General features: G+C 68.8%; 22 protein-coding genes. 13 read left to right on the top strand and 9 right to left on the bottom strand.

What is annotated here, in order from left to right:
• The first annotated feature begins 3 nt into the window (after positions 1–3).
• From AC0QTQ_RS00110 to AC0QTQ_RS00100, 3 genes are read left to right on the top strand one after another with little or no spacing between them, the layout of a single operon-like run.
• On the top strand, positions 4–2,025 hold the full coding sequence (locus AC0QTQ_RS00110) for a PqiB family protein (RefSeq protein ID WP_480257755.1): 2,022 nt from the start codon (positions 4–6) through the stop codon (positions 2,023–2,025).
• A gap of 12 nt (positions 2,026–2,037) precedes the next feature.
• Positions 2,038–2,595 carry a PqiC family protein gene (locus AC0QTQ_RS00105; protein ID WP_121534032.1) on the top strand — a complete coding sequence of 186 codons (558 nt, stop codon included), beginning with the start codon at positions 2,038–2,040 and terminating at the stop codon, positions 2,593–2,595.
• A gap of 20 nt (positions 2,596–2,615) precedes the next feature.
• Positions 2,616–3,188 carry a sugar O-acetyltransferase gene (locus AC0QTQ_RS00100; protein WP_480259249.1) on the top strand — a complete coding sequence of 191 codons (573 nt, stop codon included), beginning with the start codon at positions 2,616–2,618 and terminating at the stop codon, positions 3,186–3,188.
• Positions 3,189–3,203: 15 nt separating this feature from the next.
• On the opposite strand, the gene AC0QTQ_RS00095 is transcribed toward AC0QTQ_RS00100, so the two are convergent.
• Entirely contained in the window at positions 3,204–3,749 is a 546-nt protein-coding gene (locus AC0QTQ_RS00095) for a flavin reductase family protein (protein WP_480257754.1), read from the bottom strand.
• A gap of 147 nt (positions 3,750–3,896) precedes the next feature.
• Between AC0QTQ_RS00095 and AC0QTQ_RS00090 the strand changes: the two genes are divergently transcribed.
• The 4 genes from AC0QTQ_RS00090 to AC0QTQ_RS00075 all read left to right on the top strand — a co-directional run bounded on the left by AC0QTQ_RS00090 (position 3,897) and on the right by AC0QTQ_RS00075 (position 6,786).
• On the top strand, positions 3,897–4,355 hold the full coding sequence (locus AC0QTQ_RS00090; RefSeq protein WP_121534119.1) for a RidA family protein: 459 nt from the start codon (positions 3,897–3,899) through the stop codon (positions 4,353–4,355).
• A complete protein-coding gene (locus tag AC0QTQ_RS00085; protein WP_121534035.1) occupies positions 4,352–5,116 on the top strand; it encodes a glycerophosphodiester phosphodiesterase family protein in 765 nt (254 codons plus the stop codon). Before AC0QTQ_RS00090 ends, AC0QTQ_RS00085 begins: the two co-directional genes overlap by 4 nt.
• 49 nt (positions 5,117–5,165) lie before the next feature.
• Positions 5,166–6,332: a GNAT family N-acetyltransferase gene (locus AC0QTQ_RS00080; protein ID WP_480257753.1), complete on the top strand. Its 1,167-nt coding sequence runs from the start codon at positions 5,166–5,168 to the stop codon at positions 6,330–6,332.
• Between the two features lie 64 nt (positions 6,333–6,396).
• A complete protein-coding gene (locus AC0QTQ_RS00075) occupies positions 6,397–6,786 on the top strand; it encodes a 4a-hydroxytetrahydrobiopterin dehydratase (protein ID WP_480257752.1) in 390 nt (129 codons plus the stop codon).
• 27 nt (positions 6,787–6,813) lie between these two features.
• Here AC0QTQ_RS00075 and AC0QTQ_RS00070 read toward each other — a convergent pair whose 3' ends face one another.
• Positions 6,814–7,302: a peroxiredoxin gene (locus tag AC0QTQ_RS00070; protein ID WP_121534038.1), complete on the bottom strand. Its 489-nt coding sequence runs from the start codon at positions 7,300–7,302 to the stop codon at positions 6,814–6,816.
• A 74-nt stretch (positions 7,303–7,376) separates the two neighbouring features.
• Between AC0QTQ_RS00070 and AC0QTQ_RS00065 the strand changes: the two genes are divergently transcribed.
• From AC0QTQ_RS00065 to AC0QTQ_RS00055, 3 genes are read left to right on the top strand one after another with little or no spacing between them, the layout of a single operon-like run.
• Positions 7,377–8,573 (top strand): NAD(P)/FAD-dependent oxidoreductase, encoded by a 1,197-nt coding sequence (locus AC0QTQ_RS00065; protein WP_480257751.1) that lies wholly within the window; start codon positions 7,377–7,379, stop codon positions 8,571–8,573.
• On the top strand, positions 8,570–9,133 hold the full coding sequence (rsmD, locus tag AC0QTQ_RS00060; protein ID WP_480257750.1) for a 16S rRNA (guanine(966)-N(2))-methyltransferase RsmD: 564 nt from the start codon (positions 8,570–8,572) through the stop codon (positions 9,131–9,133). The genes AC0QTQ_RS00065 and rsmD overlap by 4 nt, the downstream gene beginning before the upstream one ends.
• Positions 9,130–9,777, top strand: coding sequence for an HAD family hydrolase (locus AC0QTQ_RS00055; RefSeq protein WP_480257749.1), 648 nt, complete (start codon positions 9,130–9,132; stop codon positions 9,775–9,777). The genes rsmD and AC0QTQ_RS00055 overlap by 4 nt, the downstream gene beginning before the upstream one ends.
• 69 nt (positions 9,778–9,846) lie before the next feature.
• On the opposite strand, the gene map is transcribed toward AC0QTQ_RS00055, so the two are convergent.
• Positions 9,847–10,659 (bottom strand): type I methionyl aminopeptidase, encoded by an 813-nt coding sequence (map, locus tag AC0QTQ_RS00050; RefSeq protein WP_121534041.1) that lies wholly within the window; start codon positions 10,657–10,659, stop codon positions 9,847–9,849.
• 115 nt (positions 10,660–10,774) lie between these two features.
• On the opposite strand from map, the gene AC0QTQ_RS00045 reads away from it, so the two are divergent.
• The 3 genes from AC0QTQ_RS00045 to AC0QTQ_RS00035 are packed head-to-tail and all read left to right on the top strand — an operon-like array spanning position 10,775 to position 13,142.
• The gene (locus tag AC0QTQ_RS00045) at positions 10,775–11,503 is read left to right on the top strand and encodes a competence/damage-inducible protein A (RefSeq protein ID WP_480257748.1); all 729 of its coding nucleotides are present in this window, start codon (positions 10,775–10,777) and stop codon (positions 11,501–11,503) included.
• Positions 11,500–12,210: a GNAT family N-acetyltransferase gene (locus AC0QTQ_RS00040; RefSeq protein WP_480257747.1), complete on the top strand. Its 711-nt coding sequence runs from the start codon at positions 11,500–11,502 to the stop codon at positions 12,208–12,210. Before AC0QTQ_RS00045 ends, AC0QTQ_RS00040 begins: the two co-directional genes overlap by 4 nt.
• Positions 12,207–13,142: an OmpA family protein gene (locus tag AC0QTQ_RS00035; protein WP_480257746.1), complete on the top strand. Its 936-nt coding sequence runs from the start codon at positions 12,207–12,209 to the stop codon at positions 13,140–13,142. The genes AC0QTQ_RS00040 and AC0QTQ_RS00035 overlap by 4 nt, the downstream gene beginning before the upstream one ends.
• Before the next feature lie 34 nt (positions 13,143–13,176).
• Here AC0QTQ_RS00035 and AC0QTQ_RS00030 read toward each other — a convergent pair whose 3' ends face one another.
• From AC0QTQ_RS00030 to dnaA, 6 genes are all read right to left on the bottom strand, one after another.
• On the bottom strand, positions 13,177–14,082 hold the full coding sequence (locus AC0QTQ_RS00030; RefSeq protein ID WP_121534045.1) for a LysR family transcriptional regulator: 906 nt from the start codon (positions 14,080–14,082) through the stop codon (positions 13,177–13,179).
• Between the two features lie 178 nt (positions 14,083–14,260).
• Positions 14,261–16,711 (bottom strand): DNA topoisomerase (ATP-hydrolyzing) subunit B, encoded by a 2,451-nt coding sequence (gene gyrB, locus AC0QTQ_RS00025; RefSeq protein WP_480257745.1) that lies wholly within the window; start codon positions 16,709–16,711, stop codon positions 14,261–14,263.
• 72 nt (positions 16,712–16,783) lie between these two features.
• A complete protein-coding gene (locus AC0QTQ_RS00020) occupies positions 16,784–17,230 on the bottom strand; it encodes a VOC family protein (protein ID WP_121534047.1) in 447 nt (148 codons plus the stop codon).
• Complete coding sequence (gene recF / locus AC0QTQ_RS00015) at positions 17,227–18,282, bottom strand: DNA replication/repair protein RecF (protein ID WP_480257744.1); 1,056 nt, start codon at positions 18,280–18,282, stop codon at positions 17,227–17,229. The genes AC0QTQ_RS00020 and recF overlap by 4 nt, the downstream gene beginning before the upstream one ends.
• Before the next feature lie 52 nt (positions 18,283–18,334).
• Positions 18,335–19,453, bottom strand: a complete 1,119-nt coding sequence (gene dnaN / locus AC0QTQ_RS00010) for a DNA polymerase III subunit beta (protein WP_121534049.1) — start codon at positions 19,451–19,453, stop codon at positions 18,335–18,337.
• A 99-nt stretch (positions 19,454–19,552) separates the two neighbouring features.
• Positions 19,553–20,920, bottom strand: a complete 1,368-nt coding sequence (gene dnaA, locus AC0QTQ_RS00005; RefSeq protein WP_220668845.1) for a chromosomal replication initiator protein DnaA — start codon at positions 20,918–20,920, stop codon at positions 19,553–19,555.

Genomic DNA, 20,920 nt, shown 5'->3' with positions numbered 1-20,920 from the left:
CCCATGACGACTGACCCGCAGCCCGCCGCGCTGAAGACCGAACCCGCGCCGAACCCGATCTGGACCCGGCTCTCGGTGGTCTGGCTGGTGCCGCTTCTGGCGCTGGCGATCACCCTCGGCATCGCCTGGAAGACCTATGCCGACCGCGGCATGCTGATCGAGATCGACTTCGCCGACGCGACCGGCATCGTGCCCGGCGAGACGCCGCTGAAATTCCGCGAGGTCGATGTCGGCAAGGTCGAGAGCGTGGGCTTCAGCCCCGACCTCACCTCGGTGCGCGTCGGCGTGCGGGTGAACAAGGACGTCGCGCAATACATCGACGACGAGGCGCGCTTCTGGGTGGTGCGCCCCGAGGTCACCACGCAGGGGATCTCGCGGCTCGACACGGTGCTGTCGGGCGCCTTCATCGAGGGCTGGTGGGACGCGACGCCGAAGGGGCACAAGACCCTCTTCACCGGGCTCGACCGCCCGCCCGTCGCCCCCGACCCGACCAAGGGCACGGTGGTCGAGCTGCGCGCCGACGATGCGGGCGGCATCGCCGAGGGGGCGCCGGTGCTGTTTCGCGGCGTCACCGTCGGCCGGATCCAGAACCTGCGGCTGAACGAGGGCGACTCGGGCGTCACCGTCGACGCCTATATCGAGGCACCGCATGACAAGCGGCTGAGCACCACCACCCGGTTCTGGGACACCTCGGGGATCTCGGTCTCGCTCGGGGCCTCGGGGGTCAGCCTCGACATGCGCTCGCTCGCCACGCTGGTGCAGGGCGGGGTCGAGTTCGACACCCTCTCGACCGGTGGCGGCCTGGTCGAGAACGGCCACGCCTTCCGTCTCTATCCGAGCGCGGAAGAGGCGAAGGCCTCGATCTTCGGCGCCGAGCTGGTCGATCCGCCGCGCTACACGCTGCTGTTCGACGACGCGATCAGCGGGCTGTCGCGCGGCTCGAAGGTGCAGTTCCGCGGCGTCGAGGCGGGCGAGGTCACCGATGTCTCGGTCAAGGTGCAGACCGATTCCACCGGCACCCGCTATGCTCAGCAGCAGGTGGTGATCGCGCTCTCGCCCGAGCGGCTTGGTCTGGCGCGCGACACCGACACGCAGATCGTCACCGAGTTCCTCGAGACCGAGGTCGAGGCCGGGCTGCGCGCCCGCATCGCCGGCACCGGGCTTCTGGGCACGACGCTGGTGATCGAGCTTGCCGATATTCCCGACCTGCCGGTGGCGAAGATGGGGCTCGACGCGAAACCCTTCCCGACGATCCCCACGGCCCCCGCGGCGCAAAACGACCTTGCTGCCTCGGCCAAGGATGTCTTCGGCCGGATCAACAAGCTGCCGATCGAGGAGCTGATGGCCTCGGCGATCCGCACGCTCGATTCGGTCTCGGCGATCGCCGAAAGCCAGGACACGCGGGCGGTTCCGGGGAACCTCTCGGGCTTGCTGACCGAGATGCAGACCCTTGTCGGCGAGCTGAACAAGCAGGACGCGGCGAACAAGACGATCACCGCGATCGACGGCGTGTCCGAGGCGGCCTCGAGCTTCCTGACCGAGATCGACGGGCTGCACGAGACGCTCGATTCCGCCGACAAGGCGGCGCAGGCGGTGGCGGCGATGCCGCTCGAGGATATCGGCAAGAACGTCGACGGGCTGATCGCCGATCTCCGCGGCATGCTGGGCACCAAGGATGCCGAGCGGCTGCCGAAGGCGCTCTCCGACACGCTCGAACAGACCGCCGGTCTGCTCGAGGAGCTGCGCGCGGGCGGGGCGGCCGAGAAGCTGAACGGCACGCTGGTCGCGACGCAGGATGCCGCGAGCGCGATCTCCGACGCTTCGGGCAAGCTGCCCGAGCTGACGGCAAAGCTTGACGCGCTCGTCACCCAGGCCCAGGGGTTGGTGGCCGCCTATGGCGACCGCTCGACCTTCAATTCCGAGATGGTCAGCACGCTGAGCGAGCTGCGCCGCGCCACCGCGGCCTTCGGCTCGCTCGCGCGGATGATCGAACGAAACCCGCGCGCCTTCATCCTGGGCCGCTGACCGGAGAGTGCCATGACCCGTCTCCTTCTCCTTGCCACCGTCGCGGCGCTTGCCGCCTGTTCGAACCCGGAAAAGACCGCGCGCTACACCATCGACCCGCCGGCGGCGACGCAGCGCCTGCCCGACCGGCTCGGCATGGCCGAGCTGCGCGAGGTGTCCTTGCCGCAATATGCCTCGGGGCAGGAGATTGCCTGGCAGGGGGCGGATGGCGCGCTGCATTCGACGCCGAAGACGATCTGGGCCGACGATCCGCCGCGAGCGGTGACGCTGGCGCTGGCGCGGCAGATCTCGGCGCTTTCCGGGGCGCGGGTGATCGCCGAGCCCTGGCCGCTGGCCGACGGGCCGCAGCGCCGCATCGAGGTGCGGGTCGAGCAGTTCATGGCGCAGGCCGACGGCGTGGTGCGGCTGACCGGCAGCTATTACGTCACCCCGGCGATGGCCGAGGGCCGCGACATCGTGCGCCGCTTCGACCTGAGCGTGCCGCTTGCGGGCGAGGGGCCGGCCGCGATCGCCGCGGCGCAGTCGCAGGCGGTGGCGCAGCTGGCCGAACAGATCGCCCGGCTCGACTAGGGAACGCCGCCTTGGACGAGATGGAAAAAGCCGCGGCCGGCTTGCTTTACGACGCGAACCACGACCCGGGCCTTGTGGAGAAGCGTCGCGCGGCGAAGCGGCTTCTGTTCGAGCTCAACGGGCTGCACCCCGATGAGGAGATGCGGCGCCATGTGCTGTTCAGGCGCCTGCTCGGCCGCACCGGGGAGGCCTTCACCTTCGACGGCGCCTTCCACTGCGACTATGGTTTCAACATCGAGATCGGCGAGAATTTCTATGCCAACGTGAACCTCGTCATCCTGGATGGAGCGAAGGTCACGATCGGGCGCAACTGCTTCATCGCGCCGAATGTCGGCATCTACACCGCGGGTCACCCGCTCGACGCCGAGCAGCGCGCCATGGGGCTGGAATATGCGCGGCCGGTGACGATCGGCGACGATGTCTGGATCGGTGCCGGCGTCTCGATCCTGCCCGGGGCGACGATCGGCGCGGGCAGCGTCATCGCCGCCGGATCGGTGGTGCGCGGGGATGTTCCCCCGAATGTCATCTGCGCCGGCAACCCCGCGCGGGTGATCCGCGAGATCACCGAAAGCGACCGCACGCGGTATCGCTGAAGGGCGCGGCCCCGCTCAGCTCGGTTCGAACCGGCCGTAGCGACCGCCGGCGAAGACCAGCGGATCGCCCTCGCCACACAGCGCAAAGCGGATCACCCGACCGATGATGATGGTGTGATCGCCGCCCTCATGCGTCGCCTCGGTGCGGCATTCGAACCGGGCGAGCACGTCGTCGAAGACCGGCACGCCTTCGGCGTTCTGCCGGTGGTCGAGCCCCGCGAAGCCTTCGCCCTTGCCGGTGAAGCGCTGTGCGAGGCTCTGCTGGCCGAAGCCCAGCACATGCACCGCGAAGGCCTGCGCGACCGAGAAATGCCGGTGCCGCATCGAGGAACGCGCCGCCGACCACAGCACCAGCGCCGGATCGAGCGAGACCGAGGCGAAGCTGTTCGCGGTGATCCCCACCGGCGCGGCGCCATCGGCCTCGCAGGTGGTGATGACGGTGACCCCGGTGGCGAACCGGCCAAGCGCGTCGCGGAATTGCCGCGGATCGACCGGGTCGGGCATCGGGCTTGCCTCTTCGGCCCGGCTGACGGCGGCTTCGATCTGGTGGCTCTCGCGCATCGCATCCCCTTTCGACGGCGCCGGCCTGTGCCGCCGGCTGCCCCTGATCTAGCGCGTTGTGGCGCATTTCACAGCCTCTTTCGTCGGCAAAAGCGCTTGAGCCCCGGGCGGCGAGATCCTAGCGTCGCGCCGGACATGGAGGGAATCATGAGCCTGATCGAAACGCGTCTTGCCGAGCTTGGACTCGAGCTGCCGCCGGCCCCCGCGCCGGCCGCGAATTACGTGCCCTTCGTGCGCACGGGCAACCAGCTCTTCGTCTCGGGGCAGATCTCGTCGGATGCGACGGGGCTGATCACCGGTCGTCTCGGCGCCGATCTGAGCATCGAGGAAGGCGCCGCCGCCGCCCGCCGCTGCGGGCTTGCGCTGCTGGCGCAGGCGCGCGCCGCGCTGGGCGATCTCGACCGGGTGACGCGGGTCGTCAAGCTCGTGGGCTTCGTCAACTCGACGCCCGAGTTCACCGACCAGCCGAAGGTGGTGAATGGCGCCTCGGACCTGATGGTCGAGGTCTTCGGCGAGATCGGGCGCCATGCCCGCTCGGCCGTCGCTGCGCCCTCGCTGCCGCTGGGCGTCGCCGTCGAGATCGAGGCGATCTTCGAGGTCGCATGATGCTGTCCCCCGATTTCCTGCGCCTGCCGGTCGCGCATCGCGGCTATCACGACCGCGCCGCCGGCCGCCCCGAGAACAGTCTGGCCGCCGCGCGCGCCGCGATTGCCGCGGGCTATGCGATCGAATGCGATCTGCAGCCCTCGGCCGATGGCGTGCCGATGGTGTTTCACGATTACGACCTGCGCCGGCTGACCGGCGTGGCCGGCCGGATCGGCGGCTTCACCGCGGCCGAGCTGGCCGCGATGCCGCTTCTGGGCGGTGACGAGGGGATCCCGACGCTCGCAGAGCTTCTGGCCCTCGTCGCCGGCCGGGTGCCGCTGCTGATCGAGATCAAGGACCAGCACGGCGCCATGGGCGGCACCGACGGTGCGCTCGAACGCGCGGCGGCGGCGCAGATCGCGGCCTATGCCGGGCCGGTCGCGGTGATGTCTTTCAACCCGAACGCCATCGCGGCCTTCCGTGCCGCGGCACCCGATGTGGCGGTGGGGCTGACGACTTCGGCCTATACCGCCGAGGACTGGCCTCTGCTGCCCGCCGCGGTGCGCGACAGCCTGCGCGAGATCCCCGATTACGACCGCGTCGGCGCGTGCTTCATTTCGCACGAGGCGGCGGCGCTGGACACGCCACGGGTCGCGGCCCTGAAGGCGCAGGGCGCGGCCATCCTGTGCTGGACGATCCGCTCGCCCGAGGCCGAGGCCACGGCGCGCAAGATCGCGCAGAACATCACCTTCGAGGGCTATCCGGCGCCGATCCCGGCTTGACGCCGCGTCGCGGCGCGCCACCATCGGGGCAGGTTTCCCGAGGGGGCAGATGAGCGCGGCCGTCGAAGTTTCGATTCTTTCCGGAGTTTCCGAGATTTCGGAAACCGACTGGAACGCCTGCGCCTGTCCCGAGGCGCAGGACGGCGGGCGCCCGCTTGATCCGTTCACCACGCATCGCTTCCTGACCGCGCTCGAGACCTCGGGCTCGGTCGGCGAGGGCACCGGCTGGATGCCGCGGCCGATGGTGGCGCGGCAAGCGGGGCAGGTGATCGCCGTCGCGCCGCTCTATCTGAAAAGCCATTCGCAGGGCGAATATGTCTTCGACCACGGCTGGGCCGAGGCCTTCGAGCGCGCGGGCGGGCGCTATTACCCGAAACTTCAGGCCGCGGTGCCCTTCACCCCGGTCACCGGCCGTCGCCTGCTGACCCGCCCGGGGCACGAGGCTGCGGGCCGCGCCGCGCTGTTGCAGGCGATGGCCGAGGTGGCCGAGGGCGCGGGGCTCTCCTCCGTCCACCTCACCTTCTGCACCGAAGACGAGGTGACGGCGGCGACCGGGGCGGGCTGGCTGCACCGCATTGGCATGCAGTTCCACTGGACCAACCGCGGCTATGGCAGCTTTGACGATTTCCTCGCCGATCTCGCCTCGCGCAAGCGCAAGGCGCTGCGCAAGGAGCGCGAGCGGGCGCAGGGGTTCGGCGGCACCATCCGGGCGCTGACCGGCGATGCGATCGGGCCCGAGCACTGGGCAGCGATGTGGGCCTTCTATCAGGACACCGGCGGGCGGAAATGGGGCCGGCCCTACCTGACCCGCGCCTTCTTCGACGCCCTGCACGCGCTGCGCGACGAGGTGCTTCTGGTGCTGGCCGAGCGCGATGGCATTCCCGTCGCCGGGGCGCTGAACCTGATCGGCCGTGAGGCGCTCTTCGGCCGCTATTGGGGCTGTCTCGAGGATCACGCCTTCCTGCATTTCGAACTGTGCTATCATCAGGCCGTCGACTGGGCGATTGCCCATGGCCTGGATCGCGTCGAGGCCGGCGCGCAGGGCGAGCACAAGCTGGCGCGCGGCTACATGCCGGTGACCACGCATTCCGTGCATCTTCTGACCCACCCGGGGCTGCGCCGGGCCGTCGGCGATTATCTCGGGGACGAACGCCCCGCCATCGCCGCAGAAATCGAGGCGCTGGCCGCACTTGGCCCCTTCCGCACCGAGGAGTGAACCGCGGGCTTTGGCCGGGCGCCCCGATGTGCAAGGATGGGGCGAACAGCACGGAGGACCGAGAATGGCCGAGATCCTGAGCGAGGAAGAACGCGCCGCCCTGCTGCCCGCGCTCGAGGCGACGGGCTGGCGTGCCGCCCCCGAGGGGGACGCGCTGCGCAAGGTCTGGAAGTTCCGCAGCTTCTCGCAGGCTTGGGGGTTCATGGCGCGCGTCGCGCTCGAGGCCGAGAAGATGGATCACCACCCGGACTGGCGCAACAGCTACAACGTGGTGGACATCCGCCTGACCACCCATTCCTGCGGCGGGCTGAGCGTGCTGGACACCGAGCTGGCGAATTGTCTCGACGCGATCGAGACCGAGGCCGAGATCGTCCTCGATCTCGCGCGCCCGATCGCCTGCCTGTGCGCGGAAAAGGCCGCGGCAGTGGCCCCGGAGCCCCCGCCCGAAGGCTGAGGGGCGCCACGCGGCGCCCCCGGATCGTCACATCGCGGCGAGCAGACCCTCGCCCGCGGAGATCTCGCAGGTGCCGGGCGATTCCTCGCGGTGCAGGATCTTCACCACGCCATCCTCGACCAGCATCGCATAGCGGGCCGAACGGTTGATGAGACCGGCGGGCGGGGCCGAGAAATCCATCCCGATTGCGGTGGTGAAGGCCGATTCCGCATCGGCGAGCATCGAGATCCCGGCCGCATTCGCGCCGGTCGCATCGCCCCAGGCCTTCATCACGAAGGGGTCGTTGACCGAGATGCAGATGATCTCGTCGACGCCCTTCGCGGCGAACTTGTCCTTGGTGCGGATGAAGCTCGGCACATGGGCGGTGGTGCACACGCCGGTATAGGCGCCGGGCACGGCAAAGATCACCACCTTGCGCCCCTTCATCTTGGCACCGAGGCTCACCGCCTCGGGGCCGTTGTCTCCCAGAACCAGCAGCGTGGCGCCGGGAAGCACGTCCCCAACCGTTACAGTCATGTCGTCCCTCTCGCGTTGCATGTCGTTGCCCCGAGGATATAGGGTCGGCGCGCAACGGGACCAGAGGTGAGATGATGGCGGGGATCGTGATTGTCGGGGGCGGCCAGGCGGCGGCGTCGATGGCGGCAAAATTGCGGGGGCTGGGCTATGTCGGCGCGGTGACGATCCTTGGCGCGGAGCCGGTCGCGCCCTATCAGCGCCCGCCGCTGTCGAAGGGCTATCTTCTGGGCCAGATGCCGCTTGACCGGCTGACGCTGCGCGGCAATGACTGGTGGGCGGCCAATGACATCACCTTGCGCACCGGGCTGCGGGTCGAGGCGATCGACCGCGCCGCGAAGACGGTGACGGCGGCGGGCGAGGTGTTCGCCTATGACCAGCTGGCGCTGTGCACCGGCGCCCCGCCGCGCCGCCTGCCCGCGGCGATCGGCGGCGAGCTGCCCGGCGTCTATACCGTGCGCACCCTTGCCGATGTCGACGCGATGGAGCCCGAATTCCGCGCCGGCCGCCGCCTCGTGGTGATCGGCGGCGGCTATATCGGGCTCGAGGCCGCGGCGGTCGCCTCGAAACTCGGGCTGAGCGTGACGCTGATCGAGGCGGCGCCGCGCATTCTCGGCCGCGTCGCCTGCGCCGAGACCGCCGACGCCATCCGCGCCCTGCATGTCGCCCATGGCGTCACCATCCTCGAGGGGATCGGGCTGAAGCGGCTGACCGGCGAGACCCGCGTCACCGGCGCCGAGCTGGCCGACGGCCGGGTCATCGACGCCGATTTCGTCATCACCGGCATCGGCGTCACGCCCGAGACCGGGCTGGCCGCGGCGGCGGGACTGAAGGTCGAGAACGGCATCGCCGTCGATGCGACGGGCCGCACAGACGACCCGTCGATCTGGGCCGCGGGCGATTGCGCCGCCTTCCCCTGGATGGGCGCCCGGTTGCGGATGGAAAGCGTCGGCAACGCCATCGACATGGGCGAGCTGGTGGCCGAGAACATGCTCGGCGCCGGCAAGGCCTATGCGCCCAGGCCCTGGTTCTGGTCCGACCAGTTCGATGCCAAGCTGCAGATCGCCGGGCTCAACACCGGCTATGACCGGGTGGTGACGCGGCAGGGCGAGGGCGCCTCGTTCTGGTATTTCCGCGGCGAGACTCTGCTCGCCGTCGACGCGCTGAACGACGCCCGGGCCTACATGATCGGCAAGCGGTTGATCGAGGCGGGCAAGCCCGTGACCCCCGAACAGATCGCCACCGAAACCGACCTGAAGGCGCTGATGAAATGAGGATCATCGGGGGAGACCGCCGTGGCCTGAAGCTCGCCGATGTGGGCGAGGGCGATGCGCAGGCGCATCTGCGCCCGACGACCGACCGCGTGCGCGAGTCGATCTTCAACCTTCTGATCAACGGCACGCACGGCAACCCGGTGCCCGGCGCGCGGGTGCTCGACCTCTTCGCCGGCACCGGCGCGCTTGGCCTCGAGGCGCTGTCGCGCGGCGCGGCGCGCGTGGCCTTCGTCGACGACGGCACCGCGGCGCGCGCGCTTCTGCGCCGCAACATCGAGCTGATGCGGGCGATGGGCGTCACCGATGTCTGGCGCCGCGACGCCACCGCCATGGGCCCGTGCCGTGGCGCGGGCTATGACCTTGTCTTCCTCGATCCGCCCTATGGTATGGGGCTGGGCGAGAAGGCGGTGGCCTCCTGTCTCGCGAATGGCTGGATCGCCCCGGGCGCGATGATCGTGTGGGAGGAAAGCGTTTCCCCCACCGTGCCCGCGCCGCTCGAACAGATCGACCAGCGTCGCTATGGCGATACCCTTGTCACCCTTGCCCGGATGCCCGCATGAAACCTCAGGCTGTTCTTTTCGACTGCGACGGCGTGCTCGTCGACAGCGAGCCCGCCACCTTCGCCCTGATCCAGTCGGACTTTGCCGCGCACGGGCTGCCGATGGAGATCCCGGCGCTCGAGGATCTGTTCATCGGCGGCACCATCGAGGGCGTGGCCGAGCAGGGCCGGGCGCTTGGCGCGACGCTGCCCGCCGATTGGGTCGACAGCTATTACCCGCGGCTCTACGCCCGGCTGCGCGCCGGCACGCCGCTGATGCCGGGGGTGGCCGCGCTGCTCGCCCGGCTCGACGCCGAGGGGATTCCCTTCGCCGTCGGCTCGAACGGGCGCGGCGCGAAGATGGAGGCGACGCTGGGCCAGCATCCGAAGATCCGTGCCCGGCTCGAGGGGCTGCTGTTCTCGGGGCAGGATCTGGGCTGCCCGAAACCCGCGCCAGATCTTTACCTGCACGCCGCCCGCGCGCTTGGCGCCGATCCGGCGCGCTGCGTGGTGATCGAGGACAGCGCGACCGGCGCACGCGCGGCGAAGGCCGCTGGCATGCGCTGCCTCGGCTATGCGCCGCAGGGAGAGAACCCGCGGCTTGCGGCGGCGGGGGCAGAGATCTTCACCGACATGGCGCAGGTGCCGGCCCTGATCGGGCTCTGAGCCTTCGGCGTTTTCTTGGCGAAAATACCCCGGGGGGCCGGGGGCAGGGCCCCCGGCGCTTCCCCCGGCTCAGCGCCAGGTCGGATGGAAGCGGTTCGCGGGCGACAGCGTGAAGATCTCGCAGCCGTCGGCGGTCACGCCCACGCAATGCTCGAACTGCGCCGACAGCGACTTGTCGCGGGTCACCGCGGTCCAGTCGTCGGCCAGCACCTTGGTTTCATAGCGGCCAAGGTTCACCATCGGCTCGATGGTGAAGATCATCCCCTCTTCCAGCACCGGGCCCGAGCCCGCGCGGCCGTAATGCAGCACGTTCGGCGGGGCATGGAACACGCGGCCGACGCCGTGGCCGCAGAAGTCGCGCACCACGCTCATCCGGTTGCCCTCGACATAGGTCTGGATCGCATGGCCGATGTCGCCGAAGGTGTTGCCGGGCTTCACCTGCTCGATGCCGATCATCAGCGATTCATGGGTGACGTCGATCAGCCGCTCGGCCTTGCGGCTGAGATTGCCCGCGACATACATCCGCGAGCTGTCGCCGAACCAGCCGTCGAGGATGACGGTGACGTCGATGTTCAGGATGTCGCCGTCGTGCAGCACCTTGTCCGAGGGGATGCCATGGCACACGACATGGTTCACCGAGATGCACGAGGCGTGCTTGTAGCCCCGATAGCCGATCGTCGCCGAGGTGGCGCCGAGCTCGACAAGGCGGTTGCGGATGAAATCATCGAGCTCTGCCGTGGTCACGCCCGGCTTCACGAGGTCGGCGACCTCGTCGAGGATCTGTGCGGTGACCTGGCAGGCGGCGCGGATGCCATCGAAATCGCTGGTGGTGTTGTAGATGCGAATCCCGTCCTTGGTGACGCGGCCCCGACTCTCTTCCACTGATCTTCTCCTGCTTGTTGGCCCCCTAGATAGTCACAAAAGCATGGCTTGGCCAGAGCCGGGCTTTTCCGGCACCGGGCGCGGGCCTATACATTTGCGCAAAAGGAGGCCCGACATGCCCAATCCGACCGCTGCCATCCTGATCATCGGCGACGAGATCCTCACCGGCCGCACCCGCGAGGGCAACGCCTGGTTCCTCGCGCAGGAGCTGGTCAAGGTGGGCATCGACCTGCGCCAGATCCGCGTCATCGGCGACGACCACGCCACCATCGTCGCCGCGGTGCGCGAGCTCTCGGCGGCGCATGACCAGCTCTTCACCTCGGGCGGCATCGGGCCGACGCATGACGACATCACCGCCGATGCCGTCGCCGATGCCTTTGGCCGCACCATCGGCGTGCGCGAGGATGCCCGGGCGATCCTGGCCGCCCATTACGCCGCCCGCGGCCTCGAGTTCACCGAGGCGCGTCTGCGCATGGCACGCATCCCCGAGGGGGCGGCGCTGATCGACAACCCGGTCTCGGCGGCGCCGGGCTTCTCGGTCGAGAACTGCCACGTGATGGCGGGGGTGCCGAACATCTTCCAGGCGATGGTGGCGGGGCTTCTGCCGCGGCTCACCGGCGGCGCGCCGCTCCTCAGCCGCAGCCTGCAGCTGATGGTGCCCGAGGCGACGATCGCCGACGCGCTGCGCGCGCTTGCCGCGGCGCATCCCGAGGCGAGCTTCGGTTCCTATCCCTTCGTCACCGAGGGGCGTTATGGCACCAACCTCGTGGTGCGCTCGACCGTTCCCGCGGCGCTCGAAGGGGCCTTCGCCGCGCTGCAGGCCACCTTCCCGGAGGGGCAATGACCGATCTTTTCGAGGTGATCGACGCCACCTGGCCCGCCGCCAGCACCCGGCTTGCGGGCGGTTTCAAGGTGCGCGAGGGGCTGGGCGGCGGCTCGCGCGTCAGCACGGCAAGCCTTGAAGTGCCGCTGGACGAGGCCGACATCGATGCCGCCGTCGCCGCGCATCGCGCCCTTGGCCAGCCGCCGAAGTTCATCGTCCGTCCGGGCGAGGCGGCGCTGGATGCGGCACTGGCCGGGCGCGGCTTCGAACTCTTCGACCCGGTCACCCTCTTCACCGCGCCGATTGCCGCGCTGCCCTCCGACGTGCCGCCGGTCACCGCCTTCGCGCATTGGCCGCCGCTCGCCATCACCCGCGAGGTCTGGAGCGAGGGCGAGATCGGCCCCGAGCGGCAGGCGGTGGCCGAGCGCGCGGCGGGCCCGAAGGCCGCGGTTCTGGGCCGCACGTCCGACCGCGTCGCGGGGGCGGGTTTCGTCGCGATCCACGACGGCGTCGCGATGCTGCACGCGCTCGAGGTGCTGCCCGCCTTCCGCCGTCGCGGCCTTGCCCGCGCGATCATGGCCGAAGCCGTCCGCTGGGCCGGGGGCGAGGGCGCCGAGACCTTCGCCCTGGTCGTGCGCAGCGCCAATGCGCCGGCGATTGCCCTTTATACCGCGCTCGGCATGGTGCCGGCCGGCAATTACCACTATCGCCGCGAGCCTGCCGCATGAGACTGCCCGTTCTGGCGCTGATTGGCGCCACCCTGCTTGCCTCTCCCGTTCTTGCCGCGCCGCTCGAGCTGTCGCTGCCCGAGGGCGCGGCGGTCTCGGCCGAGGCCACCAATGCCGCCACCAGTTATCGGGTGCTGACCGGTCCCTGGCAGGATGGCATGGGGCCGGCGAGCACGCTCGAGGGCACGCGCACCGACACCGCCTGGCGGCTGCGCGCCGATCAGGAGACGACGCTGCAGATCCTCGCTCCCCTGCGCGACCAGATCCAGGCGGCGGGCTATACCATCCTCTATCAATGCGAGACCGAGGCCTGCGGCGGCTTCGACTTCCGCTATGAGCTCGACCTGCTGTCCGAGCCCGAGATGCACGTCGATCTGGGCGATTTCCGCTATCTCTCGGCGCGGCGGGGCACCGACTGGCTGGCGCTGACCGTCTCGCGCTCGTCGGAATCGGGCTTCGTGCATCTGACGACGATGACGGTGCAGGACGTGCGCCCGGTCACGCCCGACAATCCGCTTGCCTCGCCGACGCCCTCGCCGGCGATCGCGCCCTCGGATTTCGCCACGCAGATCGAGGCGAAGGGGGCGGTTGCCCTCGATGACCTGATCTTCGAGAGCGGTGCCACCGATCTTGGCCCCGAGGATTTCACCTCGCTCAAGGCGCTGGCCGATTACCTGTCGACCCGGCCCGAGGCGGTGATCGTCCTTGTCGGGCATACCGATGCGACCGGTGGGCTCGAGGCGAATATCGCGTTGTCGAAGCGGCGGGCGGAATCGGTGCGGGCGCGGCTGATCGCCGATTACGGCGTGGCGCCCGAGCAGCTGAGCGCCGAGGGCGCGGGATGGCTGGCGCCGCGCGCCACCAGCCTCACCCCCGAGGGGCGGGACAAAAATAGACGGGTCGAAGCCGTGCTGGCCTCGACCCGCCAGTGACGGCGCCGGACGGAGTGGCGCCGCGCGAGGGAATTCACCAGTTGTCGGGGCCCTTGTCGGCGAAGGTCTGGGCCAGGAAGTCGATGAAGGCGCGCACCTTGGGTTGGGTGAAGCGCCCGGGCGGATAGACGGCATAGATGCCGAGCGTCTCCATCGGCAGATCGGGGATCGCCTCCTCGACCAGCCCCTGTTTCATCGCGTCGGCGTAGAGGAACGAGGGCAGATAGGCGATGCCGAGCCCGGCGATGCAGGCATGCAGCAGCGACTGCCCGTCGTTCACCGTCAGCCAGCCGGCCGAGCGCACCTGCCGCCGCTCGCCCGAGGGCGCGGTGATCTTCCAGACGTTGCCGTTCGACTGGCTGGAATAATGCAGAAGCTTGTGCTCGTTCAGATCGTCGATCTTCAGCGGCCGGCCGTATTTCTGGAAATAGGAGGGCGCGGCGATCATCCGGCGCGAGCTTTCGGTCAGCTTGCGCGCGCGCAGCGTGCTGTCTTCCAGCTCGCCCACCCGGATCGCCATGTCGAAGCCTTCCGAGATCAGCTCGACATAGCGGTTGGTCAGCACCATGTTCACGGTGATCTCGGGGTATTCCTGCAGGAAATCGCCCAGCACCGGCGAGAGCAGGTTCACCCCGAAATCGGTGGCAACGGAAATCCGCAGCAGACCCGAGGGCGCCACCTGCATCGCGGTGACCAGCGCGTCGGCCTCGCCCGCGTCGTTCAGCACGCGCCGGGCGCGGTCGTAATAGGCAAGGCCGATCTCGGTCGGCGAGACGCGGCGGGTGGTGCGGTTCAGAAGCCTTGCGCCAAGACGCGCCTCGAGCGCCGAGACGTGCTTCGACACGGCAGACTTGGAGATGCCCATCTTCTTCGCCGCATCGGTGAAGCCGCCCTGATCGACGACAGTGGCGAAGGCTTCCATTTCGGTCAGGCGGTCCATTGTGCACCCTTCGGGAACGTTTCTCGGTCCCTCAATCCATCGGTGTGAAATCGGGCGCAAATGGGGCCCGGCGGGGACAATACGGGGGAATTGCACAGAATGGGGAAACGATCGCCCATCAGGGTTAAGGCCCGGGGCGCGGGATCGGGCGCCGGATCTGCCGGCGCCCGATCGGGGCTCAGAAGTCGAGGTTCTCGACGTTGAGCGCGTTTTGCTGGATGAATTCGCGGCGCGGCTCGACCACGTCGCCCATCAGCTTGGTGAAGATGTCGTCGGCCTCGGCCACGTCGTCGATCTTCACCTGCAGCAGGGTGCGCGCCGAGGGGTCGAGCGTGGTTTCCCACAGCTGTTCCGGGTTCATCTCGCCCAGCCCCTTGTAGCGCTGCAGCGTCAGCCCCTTCTCGCCCTCGGACAGGATCGCCTGCAACAGCGCCAGCGGGCCATAGATCAGCTGCTCGCGGTCCTTGCGGATCAGCTTCGCGGGCGTGCCATAGACCTCCTGCAGCAGCGCGGTGTGCTGCGCCAGCCGCCGCGCCTCGCCCGAGCGCAGCACGGTGCCGTCGAGGGTGCGGTGCTCCTCGACGCCGCGCACCATGCGCGCGAAGCGCAGCCCGTGGTCCTGCGTCGGACGGCCGCTCCAGCCGCGCTCGTATTCAAGCGCGACAAGGTCGAGCCGCGTCGCCACCGCATTCGCCACGCCCTGTGCATCGGCATCGACCCGGCCCGGCACCAGCGCGCCGGCGATCGCCGACTGTTCGAGGATGCTTTGCGGGTAATGCGTCGGGAAGGCCTGCAGGATGCGGCGGATCATCCGCGCCTCCTCGACCACGCGCTCGAGATCGGCGCCGATGATCTCCTGGCCGTCGCCAAGCCGCAGCCGCGCGCCTTCGATGCCCTGATGGATCAGGAACTCCTCGAAGGCCGCCTGGTCCTTCAGATAGACCTCGGACTTGCCGCGCGCGACTTTGTACAGCGGCGGCTGCGCGATGTAGAGATAGCCGTGTTCGATCAGCTCCGGCATCTGCCGGAAGAAGAAGGTCAGCAGCAGGGTGCGGATGTGGGCGCCGTCGACGTCGGCATCCGTCATGATGATGATCTTGTGATAGCGCAGCTTGCCGATGTTGAACTCGTCACGCCCGATCCCGGTGCCAAGCGCGGTGATCAGCGTGCCGATCTGCTCCGAGCCGAGCATCCGGTCGAAGCGCGCGCGCTCGACGTTCAGGATCTTGCCGCGCAGCGGCAGCACCGCCTGGTTCTTGCGCTCGCGCCCCTGCTTGGCCGAGCCGCCGGCCGAATCCCCCTCGACCAGGAAGAGTTCGGAATCGGCGGGGTCCTTCGACTGGCAATCGGCGAGCTTGCCGGGCAGCGAGGCGACGTCCATCGCCGTCTTGCGCCGGGTGAGTTCGCGCGCCTTGCGCGCCGCCTCGCGGGCAAGCGCCGCCTCGACGATCTTGCCGACGATCTGGCGTGCCTCGCCCGGGTGTTCCTCGAACCATTCGCCGAGCTTCTCGTTCACCAGGTTCTCGACCGCCGGCCGGACCTCGGAGGAGACGAGCTTGTCCTTGGTCTGGCTGGAGAATTTCGGGTCGGGCACCTTGACCGAAAGGACACAGGTCAGCCCCTCGCGGGCATCGTCGCCGGTGAAGTCGATCTTCTCCTTCTTGGCGATGCCGCTGTCCTGGGCGTATTTCGTCAGCGTGCGGGTGAGCGCGCCACGCAGGCCGGCCAGGTGCGTGCCGCCGTCGCGCTGCGGGATGTTGTTGGTGAAGGGCAGCACGGTCTCGTGGTAGCCGTCGTTCCACCACAGCGCCACCTCGACGCCGATGCCGCGCACCTCGCCCACCATGTAGATCGGCTCGGGGATCAGCGCGCTCTTCGAGCGGTCGAGGTATTTGACGAATTCCTTGACGCCGCCGTCATAATGCAGCTCGACATGCAGCGGCTCGGCCGGGCGCTCGTCCTCGAGCAGGATACGCACGCCCGAGTTCAGGAAGGCCAGTTCCCGCAACCGCGTTTCCAGCGTCTTGAAGCTGTAGTCGAGGTTCGAGAAGGTGCCCTCGGGATCGGTCGTCTTGGCCGAGGCCATGAAGCGCACCTCGGTGCCCTTCTCGCCCGGCGCATCGCCGATCTCGCGCACATGCTCGACGCATTCGCCCTTCTCGAAACGGGCGAAATAGACCTTGTCGTTGCGCCAGACCTTGAGTTCGAGCCAGTCGGACAGCGCGTTCACCACCGAGACGCCGACGCCATGCAACCCGCCCGAGACCTTGTAGGCGTTGCCGCCCTCGTCGGTGTTGTTGAACTTCCCGCCCGCGTGCAGCTGAGTCATGATGACCTCGGCCGCCGAGACGCCCTCTTCGTGGTGCATGTCGACCGGGATGCCGCGGCCGTTGTCGCGCACCGAGACCGAGCTGTCGGCATGGATCTTCACCGAGACGTAATTCGCATAGCCCGCGAGCGCCTCGTCGATGCCGTTGTCCACGACCTCATAGACCATGTGATGCAGGCCCGAGCCGTCGTCGGTGTCGCCGATATACATGCCCGGCCGTTTGCGCACGGCCTCCAGGCCCTTGAGAACCTTGATGGACTCCGCGCTGTAGTCGGACTTCTTCGGGCTGTTTTCGGTCATGCGCGCCTATCCTGACAAGTGTTGCGGACTTATAGGAGTTCGGCGGGGGAATGTCACGCGTCAGCGGGGTTTTCAGGGCAGGACGGTGCCGTCCGGCAGCGCCAGCGTGCCGTCTTCCGCAAGCGGCCAGAACGGGTTTCGCGCCACTTCCCAGACATGGCCGTCAAGGTCGGCCCAATAGCCGGAATAGCCGCCCCAGAAGGTGCGCGCGGGCGGTTTCACCGGCTCGGCTCCGGCCGCGAGCGCGGCCGCGAAGGCCGCGTCCACATCCGCCTCGGTGGCGAAATTCTGTGCCAGCGTGATCGCGCCGGTGCCCAGCGGCACCTCGGGCCGGCCCTGATCCTCGGCCAGATCCTTCAGCCCGAAGAGGCCAAGCGCCATCCCCGGCATGCGGAAGAACACCACCGCCTGCGTCGCCTCGGCCGGGCGCCAGCCAAGCGCCTCGTAGAAGCGGCGCGCCTTCGTCAGGTTGCGCACACCGAGCGTGATCAGGGTCACGCGCTGCACCGGATAGCTCATCGCACCTCCTCGACCTGCGAGGTGCCCCCCGCCTCGGTCACCTGCCAGCCCTGACCCCGTGTGCCGAGGCTGTCGAACAGCTCGGCCCCGGTGCCGGTCATCATCACCTGCGCGGAGAGCGCGCAGACCTCGTCATAAAGCGCGGCGCGCCGGCCCGCGTCCAGATGCGCCGCGACCTCGTCGAGCAAAAGCACGCAAGGCGCGCCCGCAACGGCCCGCGCATTGGCCAGAAGAAGCGAAATCAGAAGCGCCTTCTGCTCGCCGGTCGAGCATTGCGCGGCGGGGATCGCCTTCTCGGCATAGATCGCCTCGAGATCGGCGCGGTGCGGCCCCTCGAGCGTGCGCCCCGCCGCCATGTCACGCCGCCGCCCCGAGGCCAGCGCCGCCGCCAGATCCGCCGGCCCCTCGTTCACCAGCGTCAGCGTCGCCGCCGGAAAGGCCGTCGCCGCGCCCGCCTGCGCCGCCGCGATCCGGGTCAGCGCCTCGGTCCGCGCCGCGCTGATCCGCCCGGCGGCCTCGGCCATCCGCGTCTCGAGCGCGCCATACCAGCCCGCGTCGGTCACCATGTCCTTGAGCAGCCGGTTGCGCTCGCGCATCGCCTTTTCATAGGCCAGCACCGCCTCGGCATGGGAGGGATCGAAGGAAAGCGTCATCCGGTCGAGAAACCGCCGCCGCCCCTCCGCCGCCTCGATCCAGAGCCGGTCCATCGAGGGCACGAGCCACAGCACCCGCATCAGCCGGCCAAGCGCCAGCTGCGGCGCGGCCTTGCCGTCGATCGTCACCTCGCGCGAGGCGCCGGGCAGGGCCATGGTCTCGACCGCCTGACCGCCGATCTCGGCGCGGATCTTCCAGCCCACGGCCTCCTGCCGGCGGATCAGCTCCTCGGCGCCCGCCCGGCGCAGCCCGCGCCCCGGCGACAGCAGCGACACGGCTTCAAGCACCGAGGTCTTGCCCGCGCCATTCGGCCCCCAGATCGCCACCGGCCGGCCGTCGAAGGTGAACTGCGCACGGCGATGCGAGCGGAACTGCAGCAGCGTCAGGTCCCGCAGCATCGGCCCCTCGTTTTCCTGGCAAAAAGACTCCCGCCGGAGGCGTTCGTGCGCCTCACACGCGCATCGGCATCACGACATAGACCGCCGAGGTGTCATTGCCCTCGCGCATCAGCGTCGGATCGCCCGAGGAGTTGAACAGGAAGACGGCGTTCTCGCGGTCGACCTGGCTGGCAATCTCCAGCAGGTATTTCGCGTTGAAGCCGATCTCCAGCCGCTCGTCGTCATAGGCGACGGCCAGCTCTTCCTCGGCCGCGCCGGAATCGGGGGCGTTGACCGAGAGCACCAGCCGGTCCTCCTCGAGGCTCAGCTTGACGGCGCGCGAGCGTTCCGAGGACACCGTCGCCACGCGGTCGACGGCCTTGGCGAATTCCGCCGCGTCGACTTCCAGCCGACGGGCGTTGCCCATCGGGATCACGCGCGAATAATCGGGGAAGGTGCCGTCGATGACCTTCGAGGTCAGGGTGATCTCGGGCGTGGCGAAGCGGACCTTGGTCTCGCTGACCGAGACCGCGATATCGGCCTCGTCGTCATCGAGAAGCTTGCGCAGCTCGTTCACCGTCTTGCGCGGCACGATCACGCCCGGCGTGCCTTCGGCGCCCGCGGGCAACGGCGCGTCGATGCGGGCCAGGCGGTGGCCGTCGGTCGCCACGCAGCGCAGCACCGGGCCGCTCTCGCCGGTCGCCACATGCATGTAGACGCCGTTCAGGTAATAGCGCGTCTCCTCGGTCGAGATCGCGAATTTCGACTTGTCGAACAGCCGCTTCAGCATCCCCGCCTTGGCGGTGAAATTCGCCGTGTATTCCGACGAGGCCATGACCGGGAAATCTTCCTTCGGCAGCGTGGCGAGGTTGAAGCTCGACCGCCCCGCCTGGATCGTCAGCCGCCCCGCGGCCGGATCGTCGGCGAGCACCACCAGCGCGCCGTCGGGCAGCTTGCGCACGATCTCGTGCAGCATCACCGCCGAAACCGTCGTCGCGCCCGCGCGTTCGACCTGCGCCGGAGCCTTGTTCACCACCTCGATGTCAAGGTCGGTGGCGCGGAAGGACACGCTGTCGCCCTCTGCCTCGACCAGCACGTTGGCCAGGATCGGGATGGTGTTGCGCCGCTCCACGACCGACTGGGCCTGCGCCACGGCCTTGAGCAGTGCGGCGCGTTCGATGCTGATCTTCATTTCCATCCCTCACGGCAACCGGGGGCGGAAAGGTAGCATCTCCCCGCACCGGCACAAGTTTTTTCGGACATTCGGCCGCTTTGGCCGAAGCGTCAAGACTCAGGACTCGAGAAGGCGGCGCAGCAGGTCGATATCTTCGGCGATCTGACGGTCAGAGCCCATCAGCTCCTCGATCTTGCGGATGCCGTGCATGATCGTGGTGTGGTCGCGCCCGCCGAAGCGGCGGCCGATCTCGGGCAGCGACCGGGTGGTGAGCTGCTTCGACAGATACATCGCCACCTGCCGCGGCCGGGCGATGGTGCGCACGCGCTTCGGCCCGATCATGTCGGAAAGCCGCACGTTGTAATGCTCGGCCACCTTGCGCTGGATCTCCTCGATCGTGACCTTGCGGTCCGAGGCGCGCAGGATGTCGGTGAGGCATTCCTGTGCCAGATCGAGGGTGATCTCCTTGCCGACGAGCGAGGCGAAGGCGAAGAGCCGGGTCAGCGCGCCTTCGAGCACGCGCACGTTGGTGGTGATGCGATGCGCGAGGAACTCGAGCACGCCATCGGCCATCTTCAGCCCCGGGTATTGCGCGCGGTAAGCCTCGGTCTTGGTCTGCAGGATGCCAAGGCGCAACTCGTAATCGGTGGGGTGCAGGTCGACGACCAGGCCGCATTGCAGGCGCGACTTGATCCGTTCCTCGAGATCCTTGATCTCGCCCGGCGCGCGGTCGGCCGAGATGATGATCTGCTTGCCCTGATCGACGAGCGCGTTGAAGGTGTGGAAGAACTCTTCCTGCGTGCTGTCCTTGCCGGCGATGAACTGCACGTCATCGACCATCAGCACGTCGACCGAGCGGAACATCTCCTTGAAGTCCATGATCTGGCGTTCGCGCAGCGCCTGCACGAAACGGTACATGAACTGTTCGGCGGACAGGTAACGCACCCGCGCCTCGGGGCGGCGGATCTGCAACTCATGCGCGATGGCGTGCATCAGGTGGGTCTTGCCGAGGCCGACACCACCATAGAGGAAGAGCGGGTTGAAGGTGACGGGTCCGCCCTCGGCCACACGGCGCGCGGCGGCATGGGCAAGCTCGTTCGGCTTGCCGACGACGAAGTTGTCGAAGGTGAAGCGGGCATCGAGTGGTGCGCCGGGCAGATCTTCCTCGGCACGGGCCTTCGGCGCGGCGGGGGCCGGCGCGGCCACGGCAGGGCGCGAGACCTCGTTTGCCGGAATCGGGCGCAGCTCGGGCACGCGGAACTCGATCCGCTCGACGACATGACCGTCGTTGCGCAGCTCGCGCAGGATCGCCTCGCCGAAGTTGCGCGACACCCAGTCACGCATGAATTTCGTCGGAGCCTCGAAGGCAGCGATGCCTTCGGACATGTCGATCATGCGCAGCGGCGCAATCCAGGTCGTGTAGTTGCTCTTGCCGACAGTCTTGAGAAGTTCATTGCACACCCGCCCCCAGGTTTCTTTGGTCAT

It is taken from the genome of Paenirhodobacter sp. YD-8 (assembly GCF_056590935.1).
Note: the sequence above shows the minus strand (reverse complement) of the source record. Positions and strands in the feature narration are given on the sequence as shown.

Bases quoted from the DNA above. Each gene is read 5' to 3' on its own strand.
- rsmD (WP_480257750.1), top strand. From the start codon at position 8,570: ATGAGGATCATCGGGGGAGACCGCCGTGGCCTGAAGCTCGCCGATGTG.
- AC0QTQ_RS00100 (WP_480259249.1), top strand. From the start codon at position 2,616: ATGGAAAAAGCCGCGGCCGGCTTGCTTTACGACGCGAACCACGACCCG.
- AC0QTQ_RS00020 (WP_121534047.1), bottom strand. From the start codon at position 17,230: ATGAGCTATCCGGTGCAGCGCGTGACCCTGATCACGCTCGGTGTGCGC.
- AC0QTQ_RS00045 (WP_480257748.1), top strand. From the start codon at position 10,775: ATGCCCAATCCGACCGCTGCCATCCTGATCATCGGCGACGAGATCCTC.
- AC0QTQ_RS00035 (WP_480257746.1), top strand. From the start codon at position 12,207: ATGAGACTGCCCGTTCTGGCGCTGATTGGCGCCACCCTGCTTGCCTCT.
- AC0QTQ_RS00085 (WP_121534035.1), top strand. From the start codon at position 4,352: ATGATGCTGTCCCCCGATTTCCTGCGCCTGCCGGTCGCGCATCGCGGC.
- AC0QTQ_RS00065 (WP_480257751.1), top strand. From the start codon at position 7,377: ATGGCGGGGATCGTGATTGTCGGGGGCGGCCAGGCGGCGGCGTCGATG.
- AC0QTQ_RS00030 (WP_121534045.1), bottom strand. From the start codon at position 14,082: ATGGACCGCCTGACCGAAATGGAAGCCTTCGCCACTGTCGTCGATCAG.
- AC0QTQ_RS00095 (WP_480257754.1), bottom strand. From the start codon at position 3,749: ATGCGCGAGAGCCACCAGATCGAAGCCGCCGTCAGCCGGGCCGAAGAG.
- gyrB (WP_480257745.1), bottom strand. From the start codon at position 16,711: ATGACCGAAAACAGCCCGAAGAAGTCCGACTACAGCGCGGAGTCCATC.
- AC0QTQ_RS00090 (WP_121534119.1), top strand. From the start codon at position 3,897: ATGAGCCTGATCGAAACGCGTCTTGCCGAGCTTGGACTCGAGCTGCCG.
- AC0QTQ_RS00070 (WP_121534038.1), bottom strand. From the start codon at position 7,302: ATGACTGTAACGGTTGGGGACGTGCTTCCCGGCGCCACGCTGCTGGTT.
- AC0QTQ_RS00040 (WP_480257747.1), top strand. From the start codon at position 11,500: ATGACCGATCTTTTCGAGGTGATCGACGCCACCTGGCCCGCCGCCAGC.
- AC0QTQ_RS00110 (WP_480257755.1), top strand. From the start codon at position 4: ATGACGACTGACCCGCAGCCCGCCGCGCTGAAGACCGAACCCGCGCCG.
- AC0QTQ_RS00055 (WP_480257749.1), top strand. From the start codon at position 9,130: ATGAAACCTCAGGCTGTTCTTTTCGACTGCGACGGCGTGCTCGTCGAC.
- dnaA (WP_220668845.1), bottom strand. From the start codon at position 20,920: ATGACCAAAGAAACCTGGGGGCGGGTGTGCAATGAACTTCTCAAGACT.
- dnaN (WP_121534049.1), bottom strand. From the start codon at position 19,453: ATGAAGATCAGCATCGAACGCGCCGCACTGCTCAAGGCCGTGGCGCAG.
- AC0QTQ_RS00075 (WP_480257752.1), top strand. From the start codon at position 6,397: ATGGCCGAGATCCTGAGCGAGGAAGAACGCGCCGCCCTGCTGCCCGCG.
- AC0QTQ_RS00105 (WP_121534032.1), top strand. From the start codon at position 2,038: ATGACCCGTCTCCTTCTCCTTGCCACCGTCGCGGCGCTTGCCGCCTGT.
- AC0QTQ_RS00080 (WP_480257753.1), top strand. From the start codon at position 5,166: ATGAGCGCGGCCGTCGAAGTTTCGATTCTTTCCGGAGTTTCCGAGATT.
- recF (WP_480257744.1), bottom strand. From the start codon at position 18,282: ATGCTGCGGGACCTGACGCTGCTGCAGTTCCGCTCGCATCGCCGTGCG.